The sequence below is a fragment of the Fischerella muscicola PCC 7414 genome (assembly GCF_000317205.1).
Taxonomy (GTDB): domain Bacteria; phylum Cyanobacteriota; class Cyanobacteriia; order Cyanobacteriales; family Nostocaceae; genus Fischerella; species Fischerella muscicola.
Genome location: NZ_AJLK01000069.1, coordinates 1 through 18440, shown reverse-complemented (window position 1 = coordinate 18440; position 18440 = coordinate 1). Strand labels below are relative to the sequence as shown.

Annotated in this window: 13 protein-coding genes; 5 read left to right on the top strand and 8 right to left on the bottom strand. The window is 42.7% G+C overall.

Annotation, left to right across the window (positions count from 1 at the left end):
• Positions 1-102: 102 nt before the first annotated feature.
• The 3 genes from UYI_RS0109925 to psaK all read right to left on the bottom strand — a co-directional run bounded on the left by UYI_RS0109925 (position 103) and on the right by psaK (position 2287).
• Entirely contained in the window at positions 103-1305 is a 1203-nt protein-coding gene (locus UYI_RS0109925) for a site-2 protease family protein (RefSeq protein ID WP_016866512.1), read from the bottom strand.
• 252 nt (positions 1306-1557) lie between these two features.
• A complete protein-coding gene (locus UYI_RS0109920) occupies positions 1558-1836 on the bottom strand; it encodes a photosystem I reaction center subunit X-like protein (protein WP_026085859.1) in 279 nt (92 codons plus the stop codon).
• 199 nt (positions 1837-2035) lie between these two features.
• Positions 2036-2287: a photosystem I reaction center subunit PsaK gene (gene psaK / locus UYI_RS0109915; protein WP_016866510.1), complete on the bottom strand. Its 252-nt coding sequence runs from the start codon at positions 2285-2287 to the stop codon at positions 2036-2038.
• 106 nt (positions 2288-2393) lie between these two features.
• Here psaK and UYI_RS0109910 point away from each other — a divergent pair, with 106 nt between their 5' ends.
• Complete coding sequence (locus tag UYI_RS0109910; protein WP_016866509.1) at positions 2394-3023, top strand: phosphoribosylanthranilate isomerase; 630 nt, start codon at positions 2394-2396, stop codon at positions 3021-3023.
• Positions 3024-3095: 72 nt separating this feature from the next.
• On the opposite strand, the gene folE is transcribed toward UYI_RS0109910, so the two are convergent.
• The 5 genes from folE to UYI_RS0109885 all read right to left on the bottom strand — a co-directional run bounded on the left by folE (position 3096) and on the right by UYI_RS0109885 (position 8404).
• Positions 3096-3803, bottom strand: a complete 708-nt coding sequence (folE, locus tag UYI_RS0109905; RefSeq protein WP_016866508.1) for a GTP cyclohydrolase I FolE — start codon at positions 3801-3803, stop codon at positions 3096-3098.
• 96 nt (positions 3804-3899) lie between these two features.
• Positions 3900-4619 (bottom strand): SDR family oxidoreductase, encoded by a 720-nt coding sequence (locus tag UYI_RS0109900; protein WP_026085857.1) that lies wholly within the window; start codon positions 4617-4619, stop codon positions 3900-3902.
• A 372-nt stretch (positions 4620-4991) separates the two neighbouring features.
• Complete coding sequence (locus UYI_RS0109895) at positions 4992-5972, bottom strand: acetyl-CoA carboxylase carboxyltransferase subunit alpha (protein WP_016866506.1); 981 nt, start codon at positions 5970-5972, stop codon at positions 4992-4994.
• A gap of 201 nt (positions 5973-6173) precedes the next feature.
• Positions 6174-7193, bottom strand: coding sequence for a long-chain acyl-[acyl-carrier-protein] reductase (locus tag UYI_RS0109890; protein ID WP_016866505.1), 1020 nt, complete (start codon positions 7191-7193; stop codon positions 6174-6176).
• A gap of 515 nt (positions 7194-7708) precedes the next feature.
• On the bottom strand, positions 7709-8404 hold the full coding sequence (locus UYI_RS0109885; protein WP_016866504.1) for an aldehyde oxygenase (deformylating): 696 nt from the start codon (positions 8402-8404) through the stop codon (positions 7709-7711).
• 417 nt (positions 8405-8821) lie between these two features.
• Here UYI_RS0109885 and UYI_RS0109880 point away from each other — a divergent pair, with 417 nt between their 5' ends.
• From UYI_RS0109880 to UYI_RS0109865, 4 genes are all read left to right on the top strand, one after another.
• The gene (locus UYI_RS0109880) at positions 8822-9649 is read left to right on the top strand and encodes a carbohydrate ABC transporter permease (RefSeq protein WP_016866503.1); all 828 of its coding nucleotides are present in this window, start codon (positions 8822-8824) and stop codon (positions 9647-9649) included.
• A gap of 684 nt (positions 9650-10333) precedes the next feature.
• Positions 10334-15907, top strand: coding sequence for a translocation/assembly module TamB domain-containing protein (locus tag UYI_RS0109875; RefSeq protein WP_016866502.1), 5574 nt, complete (start codon positions 10334-10336; stop codon positions 15905-15907).
• The gene (locus UYI_RS0109870; protein WP_016866501.1) at positions 15891-16076 is read left to right on the top strand and encodes a hypothetical protein; all 186 of its coding nucleotides are present in this window, start codon (positions 15891-15893) and stop codon (positions 16074-16076) included. The genes UYI_RS0109875 and UYI_RS0109870 overlap by 17 nt, the downstream gene beginning before the upstream one ends.
• 251 nt (positions 16077-16327) lie before the next feature.
• Entirely contained in the window at positions 16328-17938 is a 1611-nt protein-coding gene (locus tag UYI_RS0109865) for a sensor histidine kinase (protein WP_157226324.1), read from the top strand.
• Positions 17939-18440 lie beyond the last annotated feature (502 nt).

Here is an 18440-nt window from a genome sequence, read left to right as displayed (position 1 = left end):
CTCTGCGTCACTCTGCGTTGAAAAAAAAACTCAAACATTTGGGATACTTCCCAGGGAAATCTCCATAATTAAGGAGATTTAAGCAATGATAACTGCTGACTGTTAATTCGTGGTTGACTTCGCTATTACCTGTAATTGCAACCCCTGTGGGTAACTTCCTTCCTCTTTAATTCGCTTAATCTCAGCATCAGTGATCCGCAAACCCAGATTTTGCGCTACTGTTCGGACAATATCCCCTCGATCAATGATACCCGCAACAGCACCCGCAGGCGAAAGCACGGTAACGCGGGGTAACTGTTCGCTTTCCAGTTTGTTAATGATTTCAGCGATACTAGTTGATTCCCCGACGCTAGGAATTTCTGTCAAGGGATGCACGATCGCATCAACAGTCCTGGTTTCCCATTCGCTTCTTTCTACTGTTCGCAAGTCATCAATGGCAACCATACCCCGATAACGTCCATCAGACTCAGCAAAATAAATCTGTGCAGGATTTGTTTCTAATAAGTATAAGTCGGCGAAGGTACGTAAGCTTTGGTTGGCATCAACTATGCGAAAATCGCGAGTCATGACATCAGTTGCTTTTAACTTCAGCAAGGTTTCTTGCAGAATGGTGACGCGATCATAAGTAGTGGCGTTGCGGATACCAAACCAACCCAACAGGGCGATCCACAAACCCGTAACTAACTCGCCTGTAAAATAGTCTACTGCCAAGCCCAGAGCGATCGCAGCATAACCTAAAATTTGTCCTGTTTTTGCTGCCCAATGTACGGCTTGAAAGCGATCACCTGTAGCTTTCCATACAGCTGCTTTTAACACCTGTCCCCCATCTAAAGGCAAGCCAGGAATCAAATTAAATAAGGCTAATACTAAATTAATTCTCGCTAAATCTCCTATCATCATTCGTAGCGCGCTTGTGTCAGGTAATACATCAGCCCCCAGACGTAGCAGCACAAATAAGGCGATGCTAACTGCTGGCCCAGCGATCGCTACTTGAAAGGCTTTACCAGGTGTTTTAGATTCTTCTTCAATCGCGGCAATCCCGCCAAATAAAAACAAAGTAATGGAATTTACTTTAATGCCTTGCGATCGCGCCACCAAGCTGTGGCCCAACTCGTGTAACAACACCGAAGCAAACAGCAGTAGTGCCATGATTACTCCTGCACTCCAAGCCCAAACTGTTCCTAATTCCTGGTAAGCTACACCAAAGTTCAGGGTTGCCAACCCTAGAATCAAAAACCACAAGGGGTCTAAAAATAAAGGAATCCCGAATAAAGACCCTATTCGCCAATTTGTATTTGTTTGCATTTTTATTTCCTAGATTATTAAGATTTGTTAGTAGTTAGTTGTTGGTTGTTGGTATTACCACTAACCACTATCCACTAACAGCCACCACGAAAAATACATCTATGTTATTGATTTACCCAATTTCTAGAATAGACAATTCCAGCCAACGACATAAATACATAAACAAAAACAGCAGACAAAGCACTTCCCAATTCATCTGAAAAGCTCAAACATCTGCTGTTTTATGTATTACTTGTAGTATATTACCGAAATCTACAGGACGCCCAAGTTAGTCAACCCCAAAACTGCACCGACGCCAAGGATGTGACCAGCAGCCATTGCAGCCAGGAATGTACCAACACTGGGATTATTGAAAGCTGAAGGGAAAGGCAAGGGCATTTTTGGGCCAACGTGGGGATACCAAACAACGCGGGGAATAATAAAAAGACACAACAGACAAGCGCCGGTGATATACAAAAATTCCGACAAGCCCCATGAAGTGTAGGTATTGGGAACAGTACTTTGAACTGCAAATAAAATTGATGACATCACAATTGTTTCTCCTACATGAATAAATAGATTTAGCTGTAGAAAGGCGAGATTCCTTACGAAACCCCACATCTCTACAGCCATGTCCATGCTCTATCCAAATAAGTGGCGTATCTTCCTTCCTGGGAGAGGTTAACTCCTCTTTCCTTGGTTAGGATGACCGAAACAATTGTCAATTTGGAATTTAAAATTCCAAATTCGCCTAGATACTACCGATATTAGTCAATCCCAAAACAATGGCAACACCGATGACATGACCAAAAGCCATCGCAGCAACAAAGGCGGGAACACTCAAAGGTAGCCCAGGCATTTTTGGGCCAACTTTGGGCTTTTCAATCCTGAAACTTAGCAAAACAGCCACCAAACAGCTGATGCTAATAATCAGTGCCACTTTGGGACTCCACTCGGGTGTCGGAGGGACTGCGGCTGCGGCTGCTAGTAAGATTGATGACATCAAGCTTTTGTCTCCTATAGAAAAATTTTGATGTAGACCACACAAATTATAAGATTGCTAGGGAAAAACTAACTTTTTTGTATTGGAAAAAATCTCTAAAATTTTTATGCGGATTAAAATTTGCGGTATCACTCAACCACAACAGGGAAAAGCGATCGCTGATTTGGGTGCAACAGCATTGGGATTTATTTGTGTTACTACTTCCCCGCGTTATGTTACTATCAAACAAATTCAGGCTGTAGTAGAAAAACTGCCCAGCAAAGTTGACAGCATAGGTGTATTTGCTAACACGCGTCCTGAAAAAATCAAGCAGGCTGTTGTTGATGGTGGTTTAACCGGAGTGCAGTTGCATGGAGATGAATCACCAGAATTTTGTCAGCAGTTGCGTGAGTCTCTGCCTGAGGTAGAAATTATTAAAGCGTTGAGAATAAGCACAGCCACAGATTTTGATAAAGCAGCTATCTATAATCTCTGTGTAGATACACTGTTAGTTGATGCCTATCATCCGCAGCAGTTAGGTGGTACAGGTAAAACTTTAGATTGGCAACTACTACAAAATTTCCAGCCCAGTTGCCCTTGGTTTTTAGCTGGAGGGCTTACACCCCATAACATATTAGAAGCTTTAAGTCAAGTAAAACCCACTGGCATTGACTTATCTAGTGGAGTAGAACGTGCGCCTGGGGATAAGGATTTACAGAAAGTAGCTCAGTTGTTTGAAAAGTTAGGAAATAGATAGTCGTTAATTATTGTTTGTTGATTGTTGTTTGAAATAACAATCAACAATCAACTACCAACTATCAACAATTTCTTAAAATATTGCTGCCTGGTGACGAATCAAATTAAAGAATTCTTCGCGGGTTTTGTGTTCTTCCTGGAATACACCAACCATTGCACTGGTGACAGTCCAGGAACCTGGTTTTTGCACACCCCGCATTACCATGCACATATGGGTGGCTTCAATGACAACAGCCACACCTTGGGGTTCTAAGATTGTCTGAACCGCTTCGGCTATTTGGCGAGTCAATCTTTCTTGTACTTGCAAGCGACGAGAATACATCTCGACAATACGAGCAAGCTTACTCAAGCCTACGACTTTTTGATTGGGGATATAAGCGACGTGAGCTTTGCCCATAAATGGCAACATATGGTGTTCGCACAAGCTAAAAACATTAATATCTCGGACTAGCACCATCTCGCTATGTCCCTCGTCAAAAATCGCTCCATTCACGAGTTCTTCCAAGGACTGGTTGTAGCCACTGGTTAAAAACCGCATGGCTTCTGCTACCCGCTTTGGTGTTTTCAGTAGTCCTTCACGTTCTGGATCTTCTCCTATACCTAACAGTAGAGTCCGCACGGCTTCCACCATCTCATCCATTTGTTCTTCTTGTGGTAGGTGCAAATCAGGTTCTCGTCCGTCGTGAGTATTGCGATCGGGTCTAGTAGTAATGGCTTCTGTCAAATCGGGAACCAAAGGAGACTGAAAACGATTGGAACCGTTGGAGCTAACGATAGTCATGGTATGAGTCTTGAATAGTTTGAGAATATAGATGACTGGGCGATGAAAACAGTTAACAGCGAATAATCATCAGTATTTACCGATAACTGATAACTGTTAAAGGACGCCAACACTGGGCATCAGGGTCAACTCATCAATCACTGCTTGCTGTGGTAACAATGCAGTGTGTAGAATCGACTGGGCAACAATTTCTGGAGATAGCATTTTTGAGCGGTCAAAGTCAGCACCGATAGCATCCCATAGTTCGGTATTGACTGCACCAGGACATATAGCACTAACACGGATGCCGTGGGGGCGCTCTTCTTGTGCCAAAGTTTGCGAAAGAGCTAGAAGACCAGCTTTGCTGGCGCAGTATGCCCCCCAATTGGGAAACGCTTGCTTGCCGGCAATTGATACAACGTTGATGATTGTGCCTTTCTTGCGATCGCGCATTCCCGGCAAAATTCCCATAATACACTCAAACACACTGGTAAGATTTAAATTTAGCACCTTTTGCCAGTCAGATAGGGAAGTTTCGCTTAAACTAGCAACATAACCCATGCCAGCATTGTTGACCAAAATATCTATGTCACCAAAGTCATGAGCGATCGCCTGTATTTGTTTTTGCACTTGGTCTACACAAGCCAAATCCACAGAATACGCTTTCGCATTTACTCCTACGTGCTGAGCTGCTTGTGCTACTACTGCTAACTTCTCAACAGAACGGCTTACTAAGGCAACATCAACTCCCGCTTTTGCAAAAGCCAAAGCAGTTGCTTTACCAATACCACTACTTGCCCCAGTAATCAGGGCGCGTTGTTTTTGCTCAAAACTCATGCTGTGAATTCCAAATTCTTTGGCAGATAAAATCGCATTGCCACTCACTTTATTCAAATCCTTAAACTTACTGCTGAGATTAAGTAAATCTAAAGATTCGATTAATCATGCTTGACAAATGCTATTATTCATTGCCAGCACGGGCATATAATTTAGTCAATTTTCCCAGACAAAACTGAGATGTTTGCCTTGGAGGCAAGGTAGCACCCTTTGGTTTTGTTATTGGCACAGAACAAACATACAAATCACTCCTCCAGCCGAGTTAATTTGCCAATAACGTAAATGCCTATGGTTAAAAAGATTGTTAAAAATCTTTAAGAACCATAGGCAATTATAGCATTGCTCTTATGCTAATCAAGAATTTCAGTATCCCTAGTGGGAAACTTCAGTAAAAACACCAATTTTACGGAATTTATCATAACGTAGTTGACGGCGTTCAGCAGCAGTGAGACGACCCAATTCATCTAAATTGTCTAATAAAGCACTTTTCAGAGTTTGAGCAGTCTTGATTGGGTCAGAATGAGCGCCACCTACAGGTTCTGCCAGAATTTGGTCGATAATCCCCAGGTTTTTGAGATCCTGAGAAGTCATTTTGAGAACTGCTGCTGCTTGGGGAGCCTTGCTAGCATCTTTCCAGAGAATAGCAGCGCAAGCTTCTGGGGTGATCACAGTATAAACCGAGTGTTCAAACATGAGGAGGCGATCGCCTACACCAATACCCAGCGCACCGCCAGAACCACCTTCACCAATCACCGTGCAAATGATTGGCACATCCAGGCTAAACATCTCGCGCAAATTATAAGCGATCGCTTCTCCTGCCCCCTGTCGTTCAGCGACCACAGTGGGCAAAGCTCCCGGCGTATCAATAAAAGTTAAAATAGGCATCCCGAACTTATTAGCGTGTTTCATTAACCGCATTGCCTTACGATAGCCGCCAGGGGTAGCCATACCAAAATTCCGGGCAATATTATCTTTCGTGTCACGCCCTTTTTGATGACCCAACATTACCACAGGTTGCCCTCCCAAACGAGCAACACCACCAATTAAAGCTGGATCATCAGAACCACAGCGATCGCCATGCAACTCCATCCATTCGTCAGTAATAGCCTGAATGTAATCAAGAGTACTGGGGCGACGAGGGTGACGAGCGACTTGGAGTCGCTGTGATGGTGATAGACTAGTAAAAATTTCCTCACGTAATTGCATAGCACGAGCTTCTAGTTGACGAATTTGACTAGAAACATCGACGCCATTTTCTTCCGCAAGTTGACGGATTTGCTCAATCCGGTTTGCTAATTCTGCCAAAGGCTTTTCAAAATCCAACAGAAGTGGTTTGCGCTCAGTAGTTGCCATATTTTACGAATAGGAAATAGGGAATAGGGGATTGGGGATTGGGGATTGGGGACTGAGGACTGGGGAGACAAGGGAGACATGGAGGACTGGGGAGACAAGGGAGACATGGAGAATATTTTTGATAAATTCTCCGCGTATTTGGGTCTTCTTCCGATCCCTTATCCCCACCAGGGAACCGGTGAGTTCCCCAGTCCCCCATCCCTACACCAACAGTGGTCTAAATCCGTGTTTTATGGAAATTTGACCAATCTGTTCCATCTTTTCTACGGTAATCTGATTGCGTCCCCAAGAGAAGTTCGTATGCAACTTCTCAAATTCCAGCAGCATTGATTCTGCAAAACAAGCAAACAACTGTCTTTCTGGGACATCCATGTTGACGATTTTCATGATCTTCCAGTTAATGTCAAGAGAATGCTCCACAATGCCACCATTGAGAACATACACATCAGGATCCTGGATCTTAGTAGCTAAATTTTTTGGATAGCCTCCATCAATCAACAAACAGGGTTTTTTCAACACTGTAGGATCAATTTCCATACCTTTGGGCATACTAGCAACCCAAATTATAATGTCAGCAAGAGGCAATGCTTCTTCCAAAGCTAAGATTTTTCCCCGCCCTAGTTCTGCTTGCAAGTTTGTGAGGCGTTCTTGGTTTCGGGCTATTAGCAGCAGATCCTTAACATCTGTTTTTGCGTCTAACCAACGACAAACGGCACTACCAATATCTCCAGTTGCTCCACACACAGCAACAGTTGCATTCGACAGTTCAATTCCTAATTGTTTTGATGCTTGTTCTACCTGTCTACAAATAATGTAAGCGGTGTGTGTATTCCCTGTGGTAAAGCGTTCAAACTCTAGTTCGATATTGCGGACTTGTTTGAACTGCTCTAAATTAAAATTTTCAAAAATTATCGAGGAAAATCCACCCAAAGCCGTAATATCTATATCATGCTTTTGAGCAAGAGCCATAGCATTCAAGACTTTGCGTGTAGCTGCTTTAATCCGGCGGGTTGCCAGCATTTCTGGCAAAAAGCAGGATTCTACATACTTCCCCTCTATTTTCTGACCAGTAACGCTGGTTACAGTGATGTGATCAACAATTTGGGGCGGGGCGCTGCACCAAAAATCTAGACCTTGATCTGCGTACTCCGGATAGCCTAAATCTCTGGCTACCGCTTGTGCGTGTTCCAAACTAGTGAGATGTCCAATTAGACCAAACATGAACTATTCTATTAGGCGTATGCTTTATTAAAAAGCGTGGTGGCAATGTAATTTTGGATTTTGCGAAAAGTTTGAGCTAGGGCTTACGGCGTTAGCGTAAGCTCCGAAAGCGATAGCAAGGCTCAAAGCTTTTCAAGACGGATTTTGGATTTTAGATTTTAAGACGGATTAACCGACAGATAAATCCGGTGGTTGGAAAGTTTTGGATTTGTGATCTAACTGAAACACCAATGTGTCATCCCAAAAAAACAATCTTCAACCAGTCATCTAAAATCTGAGTGGTCAGTGGGAGAGAAATTTCTAACCCGTGAAAATTCTACACAAAGCGCAAGATTTCCCAACAGTTGGATAGTGATTTACACCAAGACCAGGTAAAAGTTAAAAGGTCAATCAATTTTGAATTTCAAATTTGCGATTTAGTATTGATTATTCCAAAATCCAAAATCCGAAATCCAAAATCTAAAATTGGCACGGTCAAAGCCTTAACCTTGTTCCTTCTAACTTTTACCTTGAGATTACGCAGCTCTAAGTCCGTAGGCAGACAGACGCATGATATCACGGGTATTGAAGCCAATATTACTTAAAGCTTCACCGTATTGAATCATAAAGTCTTCTACCAACGCTTCTTTTTCCATTGCCAATACTTCGGCGTCATCTGCAACTTGGTTAAGCATTTGCCAAACAATAGGAAGATTTTGGCGATTTGCTTCTTCTAATTCAGCTTTTGATTCTTCAAAGTGTTCTTTTAACCAAACTTCTCCAAAATTTAGGTGACTATATTCATCTTTGACAACACTTTCAGTAATTTTACGGGCAAAATCATCAGCAACAGGGATATAGATGTTGTATGCTGCGATCGCAAAACATTCAATGATTAAGGATTGAATCAGCAAACAAGTAACGATTTTGCCTTCTTGTGCTGCTATTTGAAAATTTTGATGCAGTTGGGCAAAAAATTGTTTAGCAAACTCTATATCTGGGGTTACTTGGAGATTGCGCCCACAGGCTTCAAATCCCTTTTTGTGACGACTTTCCATTTTGGAAAGACGAATTAGCTCATCTTTGTGTTCGCTCAGCAGTTCAGCAAGTTTCAGGTAATTTTCATGCGCTTCTTGTTCCCCTTCAATCACGATTGCATTAATGCGACTATAGGCATCTTTATAGGTTTCGCTGTGAAAATCGATTTCTGGTTGATCTGCTAGCTGCTGCATTGTACTTTCACTCCTGGATATATGATACATTTGATACCAAGATTGTATTTAACCCTATGAATATAGGGCAATAATGAAGGATGAAGTATGTAGACGAGGCAGTGCGGTGGACGGGTTTCCCGGCATAAAGCATCTGCCGTGCCCTTTGGGCGGCTTCCCGAAGGGTAGGATGAAGTGTGAAGTATGAACTATGAAAATTTTTCATCCTTCTGCCTTCAACATAGCTGCCTTCAACATAGCTGCCTTCATGTTTCATCCTTTATCCATAATCCTTATTTTTACTCACTGTGGTTTAATTTAACTTAACAAGTCACTATGTTATAGATTAGCTGTTGCTGGCAGCGTTAGCGTAGCTCCTCCGGAGGAAGGCTTACTCTGGTCACAAAAAACAAATGGTTGGATCTTCAAATTCAGTACATGTCCAAACCACTCGGAAATCTTAAATATTCTTCTTTTTGGAGTCTGGCAGTACTTTTGTTAGGGGGCCTGATTGTCTTGTTACCCCTTTTTGTAGTTTTCTTGACATCTCTTGCACCGCCTGGCACTACTCCGAATCTGCTTCTTCAGAACGGTTGGTCTTTAGCAAACTACCATGAAGCTTGGCGACGAGGTAAATTCTTACTGGCATTTGCTAATTCTAGCTTGGTAGCATTAGCTGTCACGGGTTTTCAAATAGTGACTTCTGCCTTGGCAGGTTATGCCCTGGCAAGACTCAAATTTCGTGGTAGACAAGCATTGCTATTGATTGTGTTAGCTACACTGGTGATTCCCTTTCAATTACTTGTGATTCCTATATTTTTAGTCTTGAAATGGGGACACCTAATTAACACTTACTGGGCTTTAATTTTACCAACCGCTGCAAATGGTTTTGGTATTTTCTTATTAAGGCAGTATTTCTTAACAATACCTGTAGAGTTAGAAGAAGCCGCAGCAATAGACGGGGCGAACCGAGTACAAATCTTGTGGCAAATAGTATTGCCTTTAGCACGCCCAGCCTTGGTAACTTTGTTTCTGTTTACCTTTATCGGTGAATGGAATGATTTATTTAAGCCGTTAGTATTTACTACAAAACCAGAATTGAGAACTGTACAGCTAGCTTTGGCTGAGTTCCAAGAACAATTTACCAATAACTGGCCTTTGCTAATGGCGGCAGTAACTATAACCACTGTACCGATTTTATTTTTATTTCTCCTGGGGCAGCGTCAATTAATTCAGGGTATTGCCACGACAGGAATTAAGAATTAAGGGAATTAATTTATGAGTTATGAAAGTTTTAGGATTCAGAATTTATTATTTATATTCTCACCTGATCACCAGCCTCTAGTCCCTTGTTGTCTGAATAGATGTAATTTTTTGTACTTATATTAATTTATACAAATATTGTGTCTCAAATTGTGTTGAATATACCAGTATTAATAGGTATACCGTTTTTACATTTTAGAGATTAAATTGGGTACAGATAGAGTCGTATAGTTTAATACGCTTTATTCTTGACTTTATGGTATTAATTTAACGTGACTTTGTCAACCACTAACGAATTCTAGCTGGAATCTGTATTTGTTTGTCAGCAATTCTCAACAATTCCAGCTTCAAATCTGAAATTATCACTGATAACTCAAATATCAAAGAATATTAAGTATTTTGCTAGCAATCACTAATTGCTTATCCCAAAATGCACGAAAATGCTTCTTTTTTTTTACTTAAATCATCGCCATTCTTATACTCCAAAGCCAAAATGGGTTTGTACCCTGGTAATGGCATTGCCAGCTAAATGGTATACCCAATAAACTTTGTTAGATGGGAAAAGGGCAAAGGGTAAGGGGGAAAGGATAATTTTCTATTACCCTTTTGAGAAACAAAACCCGTCTATTATGCGTTGGTGAAACTATTGTGCCTCTCCAACTCGGCTAACAATAAAAGTAAAATCCCATGAGTAAATCTCTCAAGCAAAATTATAAATCTCCAACTAACAACAAGCGTGTATGGTTGTTGATATTGGGTCGTAGTGGCATCGCTTTAGGTGGAATTTTACTAATAGGACTTATAGGTGGTGCTTGGCGGTTGTGGAGTTTTATCCAGAAAGATTTAACACCACTAGCAGAAAAAAGTCTGACCACTACACTCAATCGTCCAGTGAAGTTAGGAGAAGTTAAGGGATTTTCGCTCACGGGAGTAAAGCTTGGGACTTCAGCCATTCCAGCAACACCCACAGACCCGGATAGGGTTACAGTCGATGCTGTGGAGGTGGGTTTTGAACCGTTACATTTACTTTTGAAGCGTGAACTGAAGTTGGATGTAACCTTAGTCAATCCAGATGTTTACGTTGAACAGGATCAACAAGGGCGCTGGATTACCACTACCATCAAAAGACAAGGTCAAGGTCAACCAATTCAAACAGATTTGGATAAAATACGGTTCCGCAATGCCCAATTAGTCTTAGTGCCACGCAAGAGAGATATAGAAGACACGGGGGACAAGGGAGACAAGGGAGACAAGGAGGACAAGGGGGACACGGGGAATATAAATAAAATCTCCGCGTCTCCTAACGCGTCTTCTCCCCTCTCCTCCCCCGTGACATTTTCACAAGTAAACGGAACTGCCCAACTATTAGAAAATCACCAAGTGATTCGGTTGGACTTGACAGGAAAACCAAACAGTGGCGGTGATGTTGCCTTGAAGGGAGATATCCGCCCAAAGACATGGGCAACGAATTTACAAATACGCGGGCAAGAGTTGCTAGCCTCTGATGTGACGCGCTTAGTTAAGTTACCACTATCATTACAAGCCGGTCGAGTCAATGGTGACTTGCAGATGCAGTTTCAAATTGGGCAAACTCAGCCGCCTATATTATTTGGTAATGTTGATTTGCAAGCGGTTCAGTTTCAAGTTCCGAAAGTTCCCCAACCATTTTTGAATTCCCAAGGAAAGCTGCACTTTCAAGGCACAGAAATTAAGCTTGACAATGTCATCGGCAGCTACGGCAAAATCCCATTAATCGCTAACGGTATTATTGACACCGAAGCTGGTTACAAGTTGGCAGGGCGTGTAAATGGCGTCAATGTCGCTGATGTCCAAGAAACTCTCAAACTCAAATTGCCTGTACCTGTAACTGGGGAAGTGCAAGCAGATTTGCAGTTTACAGGAAAAACGACCGAACCAATTCTTACAGGTATCGTTACCACTAACAAGCCTGCCCAGATTGATAAAGTTGATTTTGATAGCGCCAGTGGCAAGTTTGAGTTTGCACCAAAAGATGAGGTGATTGTCTTTAGAGATATTCAAGGCAAAGCCAAAGTCGGCGGTGAAATCAAGGGTATTGGCAAGGTTGAGTTGGGGACAGTTCCCCGTTTGAATTTTAATTTATCGGCCAAGAATGTTCCTGGTGATGCGATCGCTCTTCTTTACAACTCTCAACCAGGCTTGAAAGTCGGTACTGTCTCTGGTACAGCCCAAATGACTGGTACTGCTGACAATGTGCAAACAACAGTTCAATTCCAAGCCCCCCAGGCTCAGTATCCTACCACAGGTGAAGTTGTCGTCAATAGCGATCGCACTCTCAATTTCCGTAATGTTGCTCTCAGTGTAGCTGGTGGTACAGTCCAGGTTGCCGGCAGTTGGAATAACCAGAATTGGCAAGCAGTTGCTGATGCCACTGGGGTACAAGTAGAACGTTTTGTCAATCCCCAACAACTAGAAAATATAAATCTTAATGATGCCCGCTTCAACGGTCGTCTCCTTCTTTCTGGCAGTTCCGCACCCTTTAAACTGGCTAATATTCGTACTGAGAACGCCAAAGTAAAAGTCGCAGATGGCACAGTGGCAGTTTCTCAAATCCAGCTAGGGGAAAACAGCTTTTCTGCCAAACTTGTGGCGGATGGTGTAAGGTTGGCACGGTTGCTGAAACAACCAGCCCCCGCATTACAACCAGCATTACAAGCTGCGATGGCAGGTACATTCCAAGTATCAGGTAATACCAACAATTTTGACCTGAAAACTTTACGTGGAAATGGCTCAGCTAGTTTAGCTGTCAAAACCGGTACAGTTACTGCTACGAATATTCAAGTAGCTGACGGTGTTTATCAGGCACAACTGCAAGCTCAGAACGCACCACTACAACAATTAACACCAATTCCTCAGCAATTACACGGTAAAGTTACTGGTCAGTTTAACGTCACTGGTTCTGTAGAGTCCTTCCAACCAGAAACAATTCAAGCTAACGGTCAAGCAAAACTTAATGTTGGTGGTGGCAGTTTTACAGCCATAAATATCCAAGTAGCTAACGGTCGCTATCAGGCTGTAGTTAATGCCGCTGGTGTGGAATTAAATCGGTTTCAGGAGGAGTTAAAAGGTAAATTGGGTGGCAAAGCCCAAGTTGCTGGTAATTTAGGAAGCTCTCAGTTAGCAGATATCCGGGCAACAGGTCAGGTAAACTTTTCTCAAGGTCTAGCTGGTATTGAGCGACCACTGACTGCGCTTGTCGGCTGGGATGGAGAAAAGTTGCTCGTTGAACGAGCAACAGCCCCTGGTTTAAATGCCAGTGGTTACATATTAGCCAATAGCAATCAAGCTGGCATACCTGAAATTACGGAGTTAAATCTTGATGTTCAAGCCCAAAATTACAATCTGCAACAGTTGCCATTAAAGTTGCCTCAGACAGTAGATCTAGCTGGAAAAGCTGATTTTAACGGGAAAATTACTGGCAATCTGCCTGTGCCAAATTTGGTAGGAAAACTGACACTGCGGGACTTGAATGTTAACAACTTAGCTTTTGAGTCGGTGTTAAACGGTAACATCCAATCAGTGCAAGGACGTGGTTTAAATTTGGATGTCACTGGCAAGCGTGACAAAATTGCTCTCAGTCTCGATGGAAATAATCGTCCCAATTCCTTTACAGTGCAATGGCAGCAAGCTTCGGCAATAGGTCAAGCACAAGGCGATAATTTAGCGGCAAAAGTAGAAAACTTTCCCTTAAAAGTGTTGAATTTGCCAGTACCTGCAAATACTTACTTGGGACAAGGGGAAATAGCAGGTTCACTGAGTGGAGATTTTCTCCTTCATCAAAATACATTAGCAGTAGCCGGGAATGTAGCGATCGCTCAGCCGCAAGTAGGTAGAATTAAAGGCGATCGCTTACAAGCTCAGTTCCGCTACGAAGATGGTAAGACAACCCTGACCGATAGCGCCTTCATCAAAGGTAACAGTCGCTATGCCTTTATTGGTGACTTTACACCCACAGCTACAACTCCCCAAATCAAAGGCAAACTAAACATCAGCCAAGGTGAAATCCAAGATATATTAACAACACTCCAGTTTTTTGAACTACAAGATTTCCAACGGGGAACAGCTACCCCAACCTACGGTAAGGCTAGTGATCTTAACACCGTAGCAGTCGGTTCCGCTGGCCAGCCTATACTAGATCAAATTCGCCGCTTTTCCGAAATTAAAGCACTGATAGCACAACAGCAACAACAACGGCGTGATGCTTCTTTAGTACCAGACTTAGCAGATTTAAAAGGGACTTTTAACGGCGAAATTGATTTTGATACTGCCACAGAAAATGGACTGGCAGCAGATTTTAAATTAAATGGTCAAAACTTTGTTTGGGGACGAGAAAGCGAACCCAACCGTATATACACAGTAGAACAAGTGATTGCTCACGGTAGCTTTGAAAATGGTGTTCTCAGGTTACTACCTTTACGAATTGAATCTCAAGATAAACTGATCGCTTTCACTGGTAATGTAGGTGGTACAGAACAATCTGGTCAGCTACGGGTGAAAAATTTCCCTGTGGAAGTGTTGAGTAATTATGTCAAGTTGCCGATGGGTGCAACAGGTAATATCAACGCTACAGCAACTTTAGCAGGCAACGTCAATAATCCCCAGGCTAAAGGAGAATTACAAATTACACAAGGAACCCTAAACCAAAAAGGCATAGAATCGGCGACTGCAAGTTTTAGCTACCACGATGGACGTTTAAATTTTGGTAGTAACGTCATGGTTGCTGGCTTTGAACCTGTTACCATCACTGGCAGTGTTCCTGCTAAATTACCTTTTGCTACTGCTGCACCAGATAGCGACCAAATCAATCTGGATGTGCAGGTGAAAAACGAAGGCTTAGCAATTTTAAACTTGTTGACAGATCAAGTGGCTTTTGAAAAGGGAGAAGGGGAAGTCAATCTCACTGTACGCGGAACAAAACAACAGCCAATCGTGAATGGTATTGCTGCTGTCAAATATGCCACATTTTCAGCTCAGGCTTTACCAGGAAAATTGACTAATGTCACAGGGAAGGCCCAGTTTGATTTTGACCGTATTAAAGTTGAAAGTCTCCAAGGCAATTTTAGTCAGGGCAATGTCATAGCTCAAGGAGAAATTCCGATTTTCACTAACTCCCAAAAACAAATAGATAATCCTCTGACTGTGTCTTTGAATAAATTAGCAGTGAATTTGAAGGGACGGTATCAAGGAGGGGTGAGTGGCAATTTGCAGATTACTGGTTCTGCTCTCAGTCCAGCTATTGGTGGTAATCTCAAGCTAGCTAATGGTCAGGTTTTAATCACAGAATCAGCTAACAACGCCATGAATGCTGGCAATAATGACCAAGAAATTAGTTATGGCAAAACAAATAAACCAGAAAAATCGGAAAATAGCACTACAGCCACACGATTTAATGATCTCAAATTGGAATTAGACAAAAATGTAGAAATTGCTTTACCACCAATTCTGAGTTTCCGTGCTACTGGTTCACTGAATGTCAATGGTTCATTTAATAATCCCGAACCTGAAGGAACTATTCGCCTTCGGGGTGGAGATGTGAATTTATTTACTACTCAATTTAACCTCGCCCGTGGTTATAAAAACAGAGCGGTTTTTAGAGGAGATCAAAACCCTGACTTGGATATCCGCCTCTTTGCTAACGTATTGGATGTTAATCCTTCCCAAGTGACCACCACTCCTTTCTCTTCTGAAATCAGTGATGAAAACATTACGTCCTTTGAACCTGTAAATACTGTACGCGTCGAAGCCAGAATTGACGGCCCAGCTAGCCAGCTTAACCAAAATCTTGAGCTTACCAGCAATCCTCCCCGCAATCAAACAGAAATAGTTGCTTTACTTGGGGGTGGTTTTGTACAAACATTGGGACGTGGCGATAGCACCTTGGGACTTGTAAATTTAGCAGGTTCAGCTTTGAATATTCAACGAGCTTTTAACCAAATTGGTAATGCTTTTGGTTTAAGTGAACTACGTGTATTTCCTACTGTTGCTTCCGATGATCCAGAGAATCCAGAAGTAACAAGGAGAAATTTTTCGATGGATTTGGCGGCGGAAGCTGGGATTGATGTTTCTCGTAATATTTCTTTTTCTGCTCTCAAAGTTTTAACGAGTGACGAACCGCCGCAATTTGGCGTGAATTATCGGATTAATTCTGAGTTTCGCCTGCGTACTTCCACTGATTTATCTGGCGATAATCAGGCAGTGCTGGAGTATGAAGATAGGTTTTAGGCAGAGGGCAGACGGCAGACGGCAGAGGGCAGACGGCAGACGGCAGAGGGCAGAAGGGGTTCCCCACAAATTCGCTCTCCGAATCGCGAATTTGTGGGGGCCCCGCAGAAGGCAGAGGGCAGACGGCAGAGGGCAGACGGCAGAGGGCAGAAGACAACCACACAAATAATTTAAGTCGTCTTGAACTGCGTAAACTAGAACAAATGAAAACTCTTTGTGTCTTGGTGTCTTAGTGAGTCCACTTGCCACTCTTAAGGTTCCCATCACGTAGACACGTAGACGCGCTCATAGGCTTCCCGTAAGGGTAGGGTGGTTAAAGATTTTTTACCACCAAGGCACAAAGTCACCAAGTTATACCAATTATTTATAAAGATGCACAGAATATAAAAAAAGATGTGCTGTTAAGGAGTGTACCCAAGCGTGAAGGTGTTTCGTAAGCGAGACGTTTCTTTGAGAAACCTAGATGAGCGTACCACTCCCCTACCTCAAAATCAATTGCTCTGGCGCGAGTTTTGGGGAGAAGCCCGCACTCGAATTCTAGTTTGGTATGTCGTGATTTTGGTACTGACGTTTGGCATTGCAATTCCAGCCTTTCGCCAGCTTTTGTTTGCCCGTGTTGATGAGCGTGTTCGTCAGGATATGCTAGGAGAAGTGGAAGACTTCAGAGAATTGTTGGCAGGCAGAATTAACCTCGAAAGATTAGAGAATAACCGCATAGAAGATAACGACAAAGCCGCGACTAGAGAAGTGCAGTCCATCAGTTCTGCTGAAAAGGCACTCATGAGCGACCTTAGGGTGCCTACAAACGAACAGGAAATGAAGCGGTTCTTTGAAGCATACTTAAAGGTTGAAATTCCAGAAGACAATATTTTTCTGATTACATTTGTTAATGGAACATTCTATGAGTCTAGTCCTAAAGCATTACCGAAAGCTCTCAAACCAGAAACTGCTCTCATGCGGCAATGGGCAACTCAGGCTGAACCAAAAGAGGGGGAACAGGTTAGCCAAAATCACGATATTAATCGCATCTTCTACTTTGTTGAACCCATTAAAACAAACGGAAAACTACTCGGAACGTTAGTAATTGCCCATAGTGCAGAAGAACATGCTGAAATCCTAGAAGCAGTGGCTGTGATTATTCAGGTTACTCTTGCAGTGCTGTTGGTTGCACTGCTTTTGGTATGGTTTGCTGCCGGACGGATTCTGCAACCGTTACGGGTATTGGCGACAACTGCTGAATCGATTAGTGGAACCGATTTAACACAGCGCATTCCAATACGGGGTAAAGGAGAACTGGCAAAACTAGCAACAACATTCAACAAGATGATGGATCGCTTGGAAAGTTCGTTTATTAGCCAGCGTAACTTTGTCAACGATGCTGGACATGAACTGCGAACTCCCATCACCATCATTCGTGGATATCTGGAATTGATGGGTAGCAATCCGGACGATCAGCAGGAAACTCTAGCAGTCGTTATGGATGAACTAGATCGAATGAGCGGTTTTGTGGAGGATTTAATCTTGCTAGCAAAGGCAGAACGGCCAAACTTTTTAAGGATCGAAACTGTTGATGCTGTGGCAATTACCCAAGAGATATTTGATCAGGCGCAGGCGTTGGCAAGACGAAACTGGCAGCTAGAGGCGGCATCGCAGGGAAAAATCACCGTGGATCGTCAGCGAATTATCCAGGCGGTTATGCGTTTGGTACAAAATGCCATACAGCACACAGAAACAACCGATACAATCCTAATTGGCTCTACAATTTGCAAAGGCAACGTTCACTTTTGGGTGCAAGATAGCGGAGAAGGGATCGCTCTCGAGGAGCAGCAGCGAATCTTCGATCGCTTTGCCAGAGTCTCTAACCGTCGCCGTCGTTCAGAAGGAGCAGGATTAGGGTTATCCATTGTTAAGGCAATTGCTGAAGCTCACGGCGGACAGGTGAGTGTTCACAGCCAAGTCGGTGTAGGCTCAACCTTTACGATCATTCTGCCAATTGCTGATTCAATAGTGAGAAAGTCGGAGCATTTATGACGGTTCGCGTAATCGAGAATGGATTTAATTAAATCAGAGATATATAGAACAGTTCCACATAGCACTAAAAATTAAAAAACAAGCTTTTTTAATATTGTCTTAAGAATCTACTTGACTTTTGAGCAAAATCTGAATAATCTAGTTGTATAGAATCAAGTTACATTAACGACAGGCACGCGTTAATATACTGAACCTATGGGCAAAAGCTTGTGCCTCCTGCTAAAGCCCAGCGCTGCAATAGTTCACTTGAATATCACATTTGCTTTCAGTTGCACTGTTTAATTTTTCACTCAGTGAGTGCTTTGTCTTGAGCTTCCTATGTAGATGAGCTAATTTGCAGTGTCCTACTGTCCACCCTTAGTTGTAATTACTCCCATCAATAACTCTTCGTGACGCAATACATCTTTAAATTAATTGCGATCGCGTTCTAAATAAAATTTCTGGTCTAGCAGGCTTCTGCTAGACCTCATTTGTTTTAAGCAAATTAGATGAGTTCACCAAT

Excerpts from the sequence above, each read along its gene's own strand:
- UYI_RS0109890 (WP_016866505.1), bottom strand. The coding sequence starts at position 7,193 with ATGTTTGGTCTAATTGGACATCTCACTAGTTTGGAACACGCACAAGCG.
- UYI_RS0109875 (WP_016866502.1), top strand. The coding sequence starts at position 10,334 with ATGAGTAAATCTCTCAAGCAAAATTATAAATCTCCAACTAACAACAAG.
- UYI_RS0109895 (WP_016866506.1), bottom strand. The coding sequence starts at position 5,972 with ATGGCAACTACTGAGCGCAAACCACTTCTGTTGGATTTTGAAAAGCCT.
- UYI_RS0109880 (WP_016866503.1), top strand. The coding sequence starts at position 8,822 with ATGTCCAAACCACTCGGAAATCTTAAATATTCTTCTTTTTGGAGTCTG.
- UYI_RS0109900 (WP_026085857.1), bottom strand. The coding sequence starts at position 4,619 with ATGAGTTTTGAGCAAAAACAACGCGCCCTGATTACTGGGGCAAGTAGT.
- UYI_RS0109910 (WP_016866509.1), top strand. The coding sequence starts at position 2,394 with ATGCGGATTAAAATTTGCGGTATCACTCAACCACAACAGGGAAAAGCG.
- UYI_RS0109885 (WP_016866504.1), bottom strand. The coding sequence starts at position 8,404 with ATGCAGCAGCTAGCAGATCAACCAGAAATCGATTTTCACAGCGAAACC.
- folE (WP_016866508.1), bottom strand. The coding sequence starts at position 3,803 with ATGACTATCGTTAGCTCCAACGGTTCCAATCGTTTTCAGTCTCCTTTG.
- UYI_RS0109870 (WP_016866501.1), top strand. The coding sequence starts at position 15,891 with ATGAAGATAGGTTTTAGGCAGAGGGCAGACGGCAGACGGCAGAGGGCA.
- psaK (WP_016866510.1), bottom strand. The coding sequence starts at position 2,287 with ATGTCATCAATCTTACTAGCAGCCGCAGCCGCAGTCCCTCCGACACCC.
- UYI_RS0109925 (WP_016866512.1), bottom strand. The coding sequence starts at position 1,305 with ATGCAAACAAATACAAATTGGCGAATAGGGTCTTTATTCGGGATTCCT.